The organism is Gilliamella apicola (assembly GCF_000599985.1).
Classification (GTDB): domain Bacteria; phylum Pseudomonadota; class Gammaproteobacteria; order Enterobacterales; family Orbaceae; genus Gilliamella; species Gilliamella apicola.
The window spans coordinates 1,645,795-1,658,634 of the sequence record NZ_CP007445.1; the positions used below are offsets into that span (position 1 = coordinate 1,645,795).

13 protein-coding genes, 1 tRNA gene and 1 pseudogene are annotated in these 12,840 nt (G+C 31.6%); 4 read left to right on the forward strand and 11 right to left on the reverse strand.

Annotation, left to right across the window (positions count from 1 at the left end; genetic code table 11):
• Window positions 1-316 precede the first annotated feature (316 nt).
• From GAPWK_RS14895 to GAPWK_RS07620, 3 genes are all read right to left on the reverse strand, one after another.
• Window positions 317-457 carry a hypothetical protein gene (locus tag GAPWK_RS14895; RefSeq protein ID WP_158413589.1) on the reverse strand — a complete coding sequence of 47 codons (141 nt, stop codon included), beginning with the start codon at window positions 455-457 and terminating at the stop codon, window positions 317-319.
• 175 nt (window positions 458-632) lie between these two features.
• Window positions 633-788, reverse strand: coding sequence for a hypothetical protein (locus GAPWK_RS14900; protein ID WP_158413590.1), 156 nt, complete (start codon window positions 786-788; stop codon window positions 633-635).
• Between the two features lie 255 nt (window positions 789-1,043).
• Window positions 1,044-1,130: transfer RNA gene (locus GAPWK_RS07620), tRNA-Leu, on the reverse strand.
• 391 nt (window positions 1,131-1,521) lie between these two features.
• Between GAPWK_RS07620 and GAPWK_RS14255 the strand changes: the two are divergent.
• A pseudogene (locus tag GAPWK_RS14255) lies at window positions 1,522-2,424 on the forward strand (alpha/beta hydrolase).
• A 132-nt stretch (window positions 2,425-2,556) separates the two neighbouring features.
• Here GAPWK_RS14255 and GAPWK_RS07630 read toward each other — a convergent pair.
• From GAPWK_RS07630 to hemA, 3 genes are all read right to left on the reverse strand, one after another.
• The gene (locus GAPWK_RS07630; protein ID WP_025315648.1) at window positions 2,557-2,799 is read right to left on the reverse strand and encodes a zinc ribbon domain-containing protein; all 243 of its coding nucleotides are present in this window, start codon (window positions 2,797-2,799) and stop codon (window positions 2,557-2,559) included.
• A gap of 129 nt (window positions 2,800-2,928) precedes the next feature.
• The gene (locus tag GAPWK_RS07635) at window positions 2,929-3,180 is read right to left on the reverse strand and encodes a DUF1289 domain-containing protein (protein WP_025315649.1); all 252 of its coding nucleotides are present in this window, start codon (window positions 3,178-3,180) and stop codon (window positions 2,929-2,931) included.
• Window positions 3,181-3,215: 35 nt separating this feature from the next.
• The gene (gene hemA, locus GAPWK_RS07640; RefSeq protein WP_025315650.1) at window positions 3,216-4,487 is read right to left on the reverse strand and encodes a glutamyl-tRNA reductase; all 1,272 of its coding nucleotides are present in this window, start codon (window positions 4,485-4,487) and stop codon (window positions 3,216-3,218) included.
• 172 nt (window positions 4,488-4,659) lie between these two features.
• Here hemA and lolB point away from each other — a divergent pair, with 172 nt between their 5' ends.
• Window positions 4,660-5,277, forward strand: coding sequence for a lipoprotein insertase outer membrane protein LolB (lolB, locus tag GAPWK_RS07645; protein WP_025315651.1), 618 nt, complete (start codon window positions 4,660-4,662; stop codon window positions 5,275-5,277).
• 9 nt (window positions 5,278-5,286) lie between these two features.
• Window positions 5,287-6,129 carry a 4-(cytidine 5'-diphospho)-2-C-methyl-D-erythritol kinase gene (gene ispE / locus GAPWK_RS07650; RefSeq protein WP_025315652.1) on the forward strand — a complete coding sequence of 281 codons (843 nt, stop codon included), beginning with the start codon at window positions 5,287-5,289 and terminating at the stop codon, window positions 6,127-6,129.
• Between the two features lie 76 nt (window positions 6,130-6,205).
• On the opposite strand, the gene GAPWK_RS07655 is transcribed toward ispE, so the two are convergent.
• Together GAPWK_RS07655 and GAPWK_RS07660 are read right to left on the reverse strand one after the other, a co-directional pair.
• Window positions 6,206-6,853 (reverse strand): DUF421 domain-containing protein, encoded by a 648-nt coding sequence (locus GAPWK_RS07655; protein ID WP_025315653.1) that lies wholly within the window; start codon window positions 6,851-6,853, stop codon window positions 6,206-6,208.
• A gap of 146 nt (window positions 6,854-6,999) precedes the next feature.
• On the reverse strand, window positions 7,000-7,767 hold the full coding sequence (locus GAPWK_RS07660) for a transporter substrate-binding domain-containing protein (protein WP_025315654.1): 768 nt from the start codon (window positions 7,765-7,767) through the stop codon (window positions 7,000-7,002).
• A 289-nt stretch (window positions 7,768-8,056) separates the two neighbouring features.
• Between GAPWK_RS07660 and GAPWK_RS07665 the strand changes: the two genes are divergently transcribed.
• Window positions 8,057-9,124 (forward strand): bifunctional transcriptional activator/DNA repair enzyme AdaA, encoded by a 1,068-nt coding sequence (locus GAPWK_RS07665; protein ID WP_025315655.1) that lies wholly within the window; start codon window positions 8,057-8,059, stop codon window positions 9,122-9,124.
• Window positions 9,125-9,165: 41 nt separating this feature from the next.
• Here the strand turns inward: GAPWK_RS07665 and GAPWK_RS07670 are convergent, their stop codons facing one another.
• From GAPWK_RS07670 to GAPWK_RS07680, 3 genes are read right to left on the reverse strand one after another with little or no spacing between them, the layout of a single operon-like run.
• Window positions 9,166-9,849, reverse strand: coding sequence for a response regulator transcription factor (locus GAPWK_RS07670; RefSeq protein WP_025315656.1), 684 nt, complete (start codon window positions 9,847-9,849; stop codon window positions 9,166-9,168).
• Window positions 9,850-9,853: 4 nt separating this feature from the next.
• Window positions 9,854-11,296 (reverse strand): sensor histidine kinase, encoded by a 1,443-nt coding sequence (locus tag GAPWK_RS07675; protein WP_025315657.1) that lies wholly within the window; start codon window positions 11,294-11,296, stop codon window positions 9,854-9,856.
• A gap of 2 nt (window positions 11,297-11,298) precedes the next feature.
• Window positions 11,299-12,636: a vWA domain-containing protein gene (locus GAPWK_RS07680; RefSeq protein ID WP_038517361.1), complete on the reverse strand. Its 1,338-nt coding sequence runs from the start codon at window positions 12,634-12,636 to the stop codon at window positions 11,299-11,301.
• Window positions 12,637-12,840: the final 204 nt, after the last annotated feature.

Consider the following 12,840-nt stretch of genomic DNA (forward strand, 5'->3'; position numbering starts at 1 on the left):
TTGCTTTATTTTGCTAACCGAATTTAAATCTTGTTCTTTTCAGGGATAACCTCGCCAAAGTGAAATATTACCCTCCGCCGTGATATACCGCCATTTCATTCGTTAAATCTCATAGCTTCGTTCTTGATTACTAACACTACTGCTGGAATCTTACAGGAATAGGGCTGTTTGTGTTTGGGGTTAATTGTGACTTCATCAACTACAGTAATTGCTTTTAATCGTGCATCGCTGCCTATAATAACGCGGTTGGTCTGGTAATATAATAAGAGAATATAAAGCACACAAAGTAGCTATAGATAAAAAATAATAAACATTATTAATCTGCTTCGCTATCAATTGTATATTGTTCATCATCAGGAGTCGTACAGAGGTAATACTCTCTATGTCCATCGTTGCCATTACGAACGCTAACATAAACATAGCCGCACCAATTGAAATCATAGCAAAACCACCCCAAATAGATAGTTCTAAAATTATCCTTTTTCTTGATTGTTCCCTAAGACTTTTTTCTTCTTCCTTGACCTTTTCCGTACTCTATTCATTCGTCATAGTGCCAATGTCTACCTGTTCAACAATATTATTAGAAAATACTTAGACTTCTTGCTTGAACGCTTGCTTAATCGATGATGGTATCAATCCTTTTCGCATAATTCATCAGCCCAATGTAATAGCCAACGCGCATCAATTTTGATTAAGTTGTTTTCGTCATTATTCTCGGAATTCAATTGTTTTTGAGTCACAACAAGCGAATTAGATTGGATTGCGCCACCATTAACATCGACGAACATAGTACTTTTTAAAGCAAAATTCTATGAACTCCAACTGGAGTGCATTTGCACATAACAATGTTAATGGTAGGTTTTTTCTTGCTATAATAATTTTAGGTATATGTTATTTGGATATATTGCATTCATATAGATAAAAATATACCTAAAAATTTGTGTTATTAATTTCTTTTACTGACGCGTAATGAATAATAAGATAGGTTTAATCCTTATTGGATTCAATGTATTTTAAAGAATGTCACTGTTGATTGACTTTATTGGTGCCAGTGGTCGGACTCGAACCGACACGCTTTTAAGGGCGGCGGATTTTGAATCCGCTGCGTCTACCAATTTCGCCACACTGGCATTAGAAGTGTAAATAAGTAAACGTGGGCATTATACTAAGCTTTGTGATATCTGCAACAATTATTATCATAAAGCGCTTTGTTTGCCTAAAAATCCAGCTATTGTCAGCGTTTATATCCTTAAGGTTTAATATGATAGATTTGTCTCTATAACCGATATCTATTTAGCAATATTTTGAATAACAGATTTTGTATATTTAATTACGCCAAATAAATTATCTTCAGCAGGATTCTATAATTCAATCGAAAGTTGCTCTAGGTTAATAATAATGTGACGAAATTCAAAAAATTAAATCTTAATTCCCTAAAAAAGATTATCAGCGATATATGATTACTCAATCTGTTAATCAAAAAGGAGAATCATCCTATGAAATACAACCTTTTTTCGTTTTTTGAAAAATCCCTTTTTAGTAAGCATTTTATATGTTACTAATTGTTTTTCATCACAGGGTATTGTTGATTCTAGTAAAACGATAAAAAGTCAAATATTAGGTAATGATGTCCATTATACGGTATATTTGCCTCCAGATTATCATAGTTCTAATAGAACTTACCCTATTTTTTATTTTTTGCATGGTGGCGCGGATGGTATTCATACCGAACCTTATACTCAGGGTAATTTACAAGCTCATTTGGATAATTTAATCAATTCCGGAAAGATAACACCCATGATTGTTGTCACACCTGATACTACTAGAAATGGGTCTTTTGAAAATAATACCTATTATATGAATGATGCGGATGGCTAGTATCTTTATTAGGATATGTTTATCAAAGAATTCATGCCTCAAATTGAAAAAAGCTACAGAGTAAATAATTTACCCAAATTTAGAGCCATTGGTGGGCTTTCAATGGGCGAATTTGGCGCTCTTTATTATAGTTTACAATATCCCGGCCTTTTTAAGGCTACGGTGGCCTTAAGCGGAGCGTTTAGAACCAAAGAAGATATAATTTCAATGAATATGAATAAATATAATCGACGCTATGGCAAAGCATTCGGTTTAAACCTTGTAGGCGAAAGCAGAGTAAATAATAAATTTTATGATAAATATGATATTTTAAATACTACATCGAATAAATTGGAGTCTGAGAGCTATTTTTATCTTGATTGCGGTTCTAAAGATGATTTTCTTATTGGTAATACACTATTAAGTATGAATTTCAAGAAAAACAATATTAACTATACCTTTATTGCTCGCAATGGTGGTCATGATTGGTCATATTGGACTTCTGGATTTGATGATATGCTGATCTTTGTTAGTCAAAGACTGCAAGATTTTAGATTTATTGATTAAAATTTGTTTTAATTTCAATTAAATTTTTAGTTTATATGAGTTTATTAAATAAGCAGATAACTCTGCTTATTTAGCTAATATTCTTATATTTAATCTAATAACAATTTTCTAAGTTAAAAAATAAATACTTTTTTACCACTTTCGTTTCCAAGCAGGTAATTTTTTTAGTATTACATATGCAGTGTGTTTAGCTATTGAATAATCGATATGATGATTATTAGCATAACGCAGAGCAACTTCTTGCCATTTCTCATCAAACGTTTTCATTGTGCCATCATTATGAGCGCAATGTTTACAGTAATTTTTAGACATGTCATGCAAAGGATAATCACCAAGTGAAGTCATTGGCATGCCACATGCAATACACATTTTCATAGCTGAGATCTCGATTTAATTAACAATGATGACTCATTATTTGCAATAATTGCTGGTTTGAAAAATGCTACTCCGAGTTGTTATAGATTACAAGTTATCCCGTTGTAAAATAGATAACAAGGTCAGGATTTAAAAATTGAGTTCATTTTGCAAGATTGTATCTTGGATCTTTTGTTGTTGCTGTTGCAATAATAGATAACGACGTCTTAACTCCCTTTGTTTACATAAGCGAAGCACTTCTTGCTTTTGACTATCGGAAAAACTTAACCAATTAAATCGTTCTGTCCTAGAACGAAAGCATTTAATACAATAACCTTGTTTATCGGTTTCACAAACGCGTTTACAAGGAGAAGGTATTTCAAAAAATTCAAGTTGATACAAATATTTCTATTTCCTGTTTACATATCAAAAATTTACTAATGTCTTTTCAAACCTAATCCTTTGCTTAACACTTTAAAACAGTCATCACAATCATGAGTTGCCGCATTAAGTAAAGTTTGGGTTGGCGCATGGATTAATTTATTGGTTAATCGATGAGAAAACTCAGCAAAGACTTCATCAACATTTGCGCCTTGCTTGATAGCATTTAACGCTTTGATCTCTAATTCGCGTTTAATACTTTGTGCATTACTGCGATACTGTTTAACATAGTCAACTGCGTAACGAGCTTTAAGCCAATCGATGAATTGTTCAGCTTGGTCTTGAATAATATATTGCGCTTTTTGAGCAGCAATAGCACGTTGTTCTAAATTATTTTCAATAGTTTGTTGAAGATCATCAATCGTATATAAGTGTACATTATCAAGTTCGTTAATTTCTTGTTCTATATCACGAGGAACCGCTAGATCAATAAATAACATCTGCTGATGATTCCTTGCTTGCAAGGTGCGTTCAACCATTCCTTTTCCAATAATAGGTAATGGGCTTGCAGTAGAACTGATAACAATATCGACCTCTTTAAGGCGATGAGCAATATCAGGTAATGAAATAATTTCTGCATCAATAAGTGAAGCTAATTTTAATGCTTTATCACGTGTACGATTAGCAACAAGAACATGATTAAACCCATGAGGTTTTAAATAACGAGAAATTAGTTCTATCGTCTCTCCTGCTCCTACTAACATGACATTTAATTTAGCTGTGTCGTTAAACAACTTACGAGCAACAAGACATGCGGCATAAGCAACAGAAGCTGTATTAGAGCCAATATCGGTTTGACTGCGCACAAGTTTTGCTACATGGAAAATATTTTGAAAGAGTTTTTCTAATGTCATCGACAAGCACTGATTTTTTTGTGCAATACCGTAGGCAACTTTAACTTGTCCCAAAATTTGTGGTTCACCTATAATCATTGAATCCAAACCACTTGCTACAGCCATTAGATGTTCAACAGCTTGTTGGCCTTCATACCAATAAAGGGAATTTTTATATTGCTCAAGATCAACATTGTGAAATTGACCTAACCAATTTTCAACAAATCCTTTTAATCTAATATAATCTGTTTGGTGTTCATAATTTAGATATATTTCTGTTCGATTACAGGTTGATAATATTACACACCCCTCAATTAGAGGATGTTGGTAAAGGCTATACAGTGCTTTATCTACTGTTTCGTTAGGGAAAGCAATTTTTTCTCTTAAAGCTAATGGTGCAGTTTTATGATTAACACCTAATATTGTAATTGACATTGCATTGTTTCTTCTTGAGTTTTATTTTAATCAATAGCTGTATTACGAAGCGTCCTTTACATAACATTATACATAAAAAAATATTAAAGGTTAATTTACAGTTACTTTTTCTTATTGTGGTATTATCAGTTATAATAAAATAATTCAAACGTTCAACTTCAAGAGATAATTCATGTCTAAAATCAAATATGCATTTATCCTAGTTTTACCTTTTATAATCACGGCTTGCCATATCAATAAACCTAAAGATACTGCATCAATTGAGCAACAATGGAAAACTCATCAACAAATTCTTGAACAAATAAATACTTTTCGTGTTAATGGCAGTATTGCTCAAATAAGTGAAAAAACTCGTAACTATGGGCGATTTTTAATTACCCAAAAATCGGTTAACCATTTCGAAGTAAAATTAACTACCCCTGTCGGAACAAATATTTTAACGGTAAAATCTGAGCCTGATTCTGCAGAACTTATTGATAAAAATGGTAACCATTATAGTGATACTAATATTGAAAACTTAATGAAGAAAGTATCGAATGTTAATATTCCTTTTAACTCTCTCCATAATTGGTTAAAAGGTTATTCTAATAGTAGCAGTGATAAGTTAGATAACTCTGGCAGATTAGCATCAACTGAATTTATGCAAAACAATAATAGATGGAAATTAAAAATTTCTAGTTATTCAACATATACTTATAAAAACGAGAAAATAGATTTACCTGCAATCATAGAGTTAAATCATGATGAGGAAAATATTCGTTTAAAGATAAGTAACTGGATTTTGCAATAACAGGAAGTAATGATGAAACAATGGTATTCACCAGCAAAACTAAATTTATTTCTTTATATAACTGGACGCCGTGCTGACAATTATCACGATTTACAAACCTTATTTCAGTTTATCGATTATTGTGACGTTGTAACGTTTAACGTTCGACAGGATAACCAAATTCATTTACTGACCGAGTTTGTTAATGTCCCTGTAGATAATAACTTAATGGTTATTGCTGCCAATCGCTTAAAATCTTATGTAAATCGTCAGGATTTGGGTATAGATATCACTATTGATAAAAAAATCCCAATGGGTAGTGGATTAGGTGGTGCATCATCAAATGCAGCTACGGTGTTAGTTGCTCTTAATCAATTATGGCAACTTAATTTAACAACTGAAACATTAATTGAAATAGGAAGACAAATTGGCGCTGATGTGCCTATCTTTATCTATGGCCATGCAGCTTTTGCCCAAGGTATAGGTGATCAGTTATTATCAGTTGATATTCCACAATATTGGTATTTAGTCACCTACCCTAATATTGAAATCTCCACAGTTAAAGTGTTTAATGATCCTGAACTTACCCGTAATACACCAAGCCGAGATCTTGATGATTTATTAGCTTTACCATTTGATCGGTTTAAAAATGATTGTGAAAACGTTGTTCGAAAACGATATCCAATTGTTGATAAAATTATTACTTATCTGTCTCAATTTGCCCCAACCAGATTAACAGGGACAGGTGCTTGTATCTTTACTCAATGTAAAACCGAACAAGAAGCAAAACAAATACAACAAAAACTCGATAATAGCTTTCAGGTATCGAGCTTTATTGTTAAATCATTAAACAGATCGCCTTTGTATAACTAATAAAGTAAAATTTGTAGAAAGCCTTAGCCAAAACAATGGTTAAGGTTTATTCAGAACACTTATCATAATAAAACAGTCAATTAACAAGTTCACTTGGTATCACAAAAAGACGCTTATCATAGTATTCAACACAATACAATCCCTCATAATTAGCATAACCTTGTTCAGCTAACTTCGATTTTAGCCAATCCTCATCTTTGCCAATCGATTTTAACCCATCTTCATTTGGGTTTTCATTTTCTAATACAAGGACGGATATATCTTTATCACCTTTTTTAACCACGGTTAATTGTCCATTAGGTTCCAAGATAGCTTTATCAACAGCATGAATGGTAAAAATATTCTTCATTCTAAGTAATACTGCAAAACTGGAAAAATCTAAGTTAACTGATGTAAAGGCATCTAGTTTAATTTTGCCACTTTCCATTAAAATAATTGGATTACCGACAATAAATGCTTTGGCATTTTGACTTCTTTTCTTTAAATAGTTGGAAGTATACATAATGGCTGTCCACATTATTAACACCACCAAAAAATCAAAAACGGTTAACTTTGGATTATAGATAATACCACCCGCAATTCCACCTAAAATCATATTACCAATAAAATCAATACTCGACATTTGGGATAGAGAGGTTTTACCGGTAATTTTTAAAAATAAAATAATACAGATGAATACAACCAACAATTTTAATGCAATGACTAAAAAATCATAGTAATTCATTTTAGTATTACTCCAAAAAAGATTGATATACATTGTTTTGAAAATAGATAATGACCTAAGGTAACAAACTAAATAGAACTAAAACAGACATTATTTAGGATAATAATGGCGATGTTAACCGCCATATTTATTAAGTTATTAGCGAACTAATTTAACTGAGTTTTTACGCCCCATTTTATCGCTAATTGCTGTTTATTAGAATTAGGAAGCCAACTATTAATTGCATCCAAAAGTTTTTGGTTGCCCGATTGAACCATATAAGCTTTATAGCTTTCTGTACCTTTAAATGGCGTGTCAGTTGCTAAACATAAAACATTAGGCTCTTTATATTGATAATATTGACCTTCAATAAGATCCGTCACCATAAGATCCGCTGTTTTATCACGTAACGCTTGAATGTTATCAAAATTATTTTCTACATGAATCACTTGTGCCGTATGAATATTATCATTTACAAAGCTCTCATTGGTGCCACCAGGATTAACTACCACCTTAACATCAGGTTTATCAATTTTGTCTAAACTTGATAAACTGGATGCGACATGACATGCAGCTAACGCTACTTTACCATTTGGCACAATTTCATCAGACAGTAAGAATTTTTCTGCACGACTCTTCGTATAAGTTACACCCCCCATAGCAATATCATAATTATCATCTGTTAAATCTTGTGATAAGGTTGGCCAGCTAGTGATATAAAATACTGGCGTCACATTTAATTGTTTTGCTAAATCTTTTGCCATATCAATATCAAAACCGACCAATTTTTCTTGGGTATTATAAAAAGCCAATGGCGCATAATCAGCGGGAACACCAACTTTTAAAAAACCTGAATTGATAATTTCATCGTAGGTTCTTGCTTGTGCCAGCCCTGAACACAATAGTAATGCCATAATAGCAGATACTTTTTTCATTTTTTTATTCCTTTTCATTTTTGAAATTTTGCTATTATTGATAAATTAAAATAAAAAATTAGATAAATCATTTATCTGAAATGATCATTATTCATAAAATTCTACTTTTATTGAATGTGAGTATTAGATTGAATATTCATTTGTTTGGCAATTATTTTGATCAAATATCTGAAATTTTTATCAAATAATTATTCTTAAAAATAGTTGTCAATTTTTCGGTTGCCAAGAAAATGGCTTTTCTAATAAGCTACAAAATAACGAAAATGAATTAATCTAAAAGATACATTCGATGCTAATTACAGATACTAAACAAAAAGAAACTTATTACCTAGCCTTACTGGACCGAAATCAAAGTTACGTAGGAATTTTCTATGTAGGTGTTAAAACGACATCTATTTTTTGTATTGCTACATGCCGAGCAAGAAAACCAAAATATGAAAATGTCGAATTTTTCTCGTCTTTTAAATCAGCACTTGATGAAGGATACCGACCTTGCAAAATATGTAAACCCACTGAAAATTCAAATCAAGCACCGGAAGAGGTAATTAAAGCTATTGAATTAATGAATAAAGAACCTAAAACAAAAATAACGGATTATGAATTGAGACTGAATAACTTAAGCCCAGAAATTATTCGTCGATGGTTCAAAAAACATTATGGAATTACGTTTCATGCTTATCAGCGAATGTTTCGAATTAACAATGCTTTTCAGGAAATTAAATCGGGAAAAAATATCATCAATACCGCATTTGATACAGGTTATAATTCATTAAGCGGTTTTGGTTATACGTATAAAAAAATCATGAAAAAATCACCCTCAACCAATCTACAGCATGACGTTATTTTAATTGATCGCTTAACCACTCCCTTAGGCCCAATGTTTATTTGTGCAACCAAGCAAGGTATTTGTTTATTAGAATTTGTCGATAGACGAATGCTTGAAACCGAATTCAAACAATTACAAACCCAACTTAACATGAAGATTATTTTTGGAGAAAACGAACACATAAAACAAGCCAAAATTGAGATTTCCGAATATTTCCAAGGGATCAGAACTCATTTCACTGTAGCATTACACACGCCAGGAACAACCTTCCAACAAACTGTTTGGGAATGTTTAAAACAAATTCCCTATGGTGAACTGACAACTTACAAACAGCAAGCGCAAAAAATGAATAATCCATTGGCAATTAGAGCTGTAGCCAATGCTAATGGTAATAATCGTGTAGCAATTATCATTCCATGCCATCGAGTAATTGGCTCTACGGGTGAACTGATTGGCTATGGAGGAGGGTTAGAAAGAAAAAAATGGTTAATAGAACATGAAAAATCACACTCACACAATCAAACTGAGTAAAACAGAAAATTGAAAATATTTAACCCAATTACTAGAGCGATCTAATGCCTATAACCAATGCCATGAACCGTTTTAATTAAAATGGGTATTGTTGGGTTAATTTCTATTTGTTTTCTCAGTTTTGAAATATGTTGGTCAAGCGTCCGACTGCTAGGTAAAAAATCATATCCCCATGCATAATCGAAAAGCATATCACGAGTAACAACCTGATTTTTATGTTGATATAAACATTCCAATATTTTAATTTCTCTTAATGTTAACTCGATAATTTGGTCATTTCGTTTTGCATATAATTCAGTAGGATAAATTTTTAAATCACCAAATTCAAAATAATCACCTTGAGTGAGATTTGGATTTTTTGCTTTCAAATAACGTCTTGCAATGGCTTTAATTCTTACTCTTAATTCATGAATTCCAAAAGGTTTATTCATATAATCATCTGCACCAAGCTCAAAACCCACTACACGATCAATTTCCTCATCTTTTGCAGATAGAAATAGAATAGGTACATCTTCATTCAATTTACGAACTTCACGACAAACAGAATAACCATCTAGCTCAGGCATCATAATATCCAAAATAATAAAATCTGGTTGTTGTTGTTTAAATAGTTTAAGTGCCACTTTACCATTACAAGCTTTAATGATTGTATACCCTTCCTTTTCTAAAAGATCTGACATGCCATTCAAGATATGTTTATCATCCTCAGCAATTAATATTTTCATTTTTCTACTCCATTAAAATAAGTGAAAACGCAATACCAGGTTTTTGATTTACAACTTTAATTTCGCCTTGCAATTGCTTGGCTAATTGGTTGGCAATAGTTAATCCTATCCCTGTGCCAGAAACACCTTCAGTAATAGATGAACTGACTCGATAGAAGGGTTTAAAAATCTGTTTTAACAAATGAGTGGCAACACCTTCACCATAATCACGAACGGTTATTACAACCTGTTTCCCCGATCTACACAATGACAAATCAACTTGTTTACCCTTAGACGCATATTTTTCAGCATTACTCAAAAAATTATTAAGAATTTGCATAACACTATCGGCATCAGTATTTACAATACAATCATTTTCAAGATTTATTAAATTAAGTTGTAACGATTTAGCCGCTAGTATAGGTTTAAATGTAAGATAGACTTGCTTAAGAAGTGCCGTTAAATTAACAGGTTTTATATTTAAATTATTGGATTTATTAAAAGTCAAAACATTCTGAATAAGTCGAGTTAATCGTTTACTTTCTGCACTTATTACCTGCAAATAATCTGGAATGGGAACAGCTTCATCTTCTAAATATTCGCTTAACATTTCAGAATACAAGGTGATGTTGGTTAAAGGTGTTTTAAATTCATGAGAAACTTGTCCAACAAAAGTAACTTGCTGTTTTGCCAAACGCAAAGTACGTGTGTATTCTCGATAACCATAAAAGACAAATCCAAATAAAACGAGAATAAATAGTGCTATCCCCCCTATTCCTAATATATATAAATTTACTAAATTAGGTGAAGAATAATAATAAGTTAAATTCCAATTTTGTAATGGGTATTTTAGTGACTCAGTGATTTCATTCTCGAATGTTTTACCGTTGCTATAAATCTGTTTATCACTATTAATAAGTTTAAAGTTATCATCCAATGACTGATTATCGAGTAAATTAATGATGTCAAATGTAAGTTTAATTGTTGAAAGTTCAAAACCAATAATATCATCTGACACTTTAAACCAGTATATAAGATGATCATAATTTTGATACCAACCAGAGTTAGGTTGAAATTGTTCATCATAATCTTTTAGATTCAATATAAGAGAATTGTCTAAAGCAATTGATTCAACCAACTTATGCCATTGAGAATCATTAAAATCACTTAAAAATAAAATTTTATTTTTATTTATGATAAAAATATTCTTAATATCTGTTTCCACTTCTAATAAATGTTCAGCTTCATCATGGTTATTATCAATTTGTGATGACAAACTACTAAGATAAGATAGGCGTTGATTTAACAACGATTCAATCAATAAATTGATATTATTAATACGGCTTTTAGCGAGTAAAGTTTCATTATTCTCGCGCAATAAAACTTCATGCTCTACACTTCGCCAACCTAAATAACTTATAAATATCATTAATATCAATAAAGATAAAATCGTTGTTAATTTTTTCATAACTATTTTTTAATTACATTACTTTTTGACTTAAATTGTTTTTCAGTTATTATTTTACGAGAGACAGATTCGTCCTCATTTAGTACTGCTTCAGCCATAATATTATTATTTTCAATTTGACTATCTAATCTTGCTTTTAATGCAGCTGATTTCATTGAGCCTGAAAGTTCTTCAAGTCTACTCTTATTGTCCATAAGCATTTTTTCGGCGGCTTGTTGATTACCTTGATCATAAAGCTCTAATGCTTTATCATTCGCAATTGTCACCTTCTGAATCTCTGACTCAGCTAAAACATCTTGGATTATTGAATCCTGAACTAACTTTTGATTATCAGTGTACGCGACGTTAACAGATTGAGTTTCGTGTTCAGGTTTATTTACCAATAAATTATCATATTGCAAATCAATTTGAGCTAAAGTTTTGCTTTGACCTACTTTACCTTTATCGGGTATAACTTCTAACAATACATATTTTTCTTGATTTGAAAACAATTGATTCATTCTAACAGTAACTTGATTATCTTTAATCACACCATCTCGACCAAGCAAACGGACAGGTTTAACGCCATTTTTCAATTGAATAGTAATCACAACGTCTTGAGCAATAGCTGACATAAGATCAGTAAACTCGTGCACAAACACATTTTCGAGATCTGCAGAATTATTTACAAAAACATGATTTCCATCACTATAACTTGCGATTGATGACATTAATAATTCATTATAATCAGAGCCAATTCCCAATGTGGTAATAGCGATATTCTTTTTTGCCGCAATAATAGCCAACTGAGAAAGTTCATCTACTGAACTTGGACCAATATTTGCTTGACCGTCAGATAACAAAATAATACGATTAACTTTATCTTTGGTCAGTTGATTTTCAACTTGTTTAATTCCTTTACTCAAACCAGCAAATAGAGCTGTTCCTCCACCTGCATAAATATTTTCATTAATAAGTCCAATGATTCTCAGTTTATTATCTACTTTGGTTGCTGGAACAATCACTTTTGCTTCAGAATCATAGGCAACAATAGATAATGTATCATTTTTATTCAACATATTAACCGCCAAAATAGCAGCCTCTCTTGCTTTTTCGATTCGCTGTCCTGACATTGAACCAGATTTATCAATAACAATAGCTAAATTAATCGGAACACGTTTTTTGGAATCAATATTTTGACCAGATAATGAGACTTTTAAGTAATTTGTTTCTGGAGTGCCTTCCAAAATAATTGGTGATGACAATTCTGAACGAACTTGGATTTGTTTATTTATTTGGGCATGACCAAATAAGCTGCACACTGAAAGTCCTAGCAGAGCAAAGATTTTGATAATTTTCATTGAATTCTCCTTCCATATAAAGTTTATTCAATTATTCATCATTTGCAAAATATATTGTCTAAATAATGTATTTAATTGTAAAAAGTTGTAAAAAGCCAATTAAACAATGCATAAATGAAGATCAGTAATTGAATTCAAACTAGCCTATTTCGTTATTTTACGGTGTGTTAACTGTTTGTTTATTGCCACTGTAAAGAGCATAGG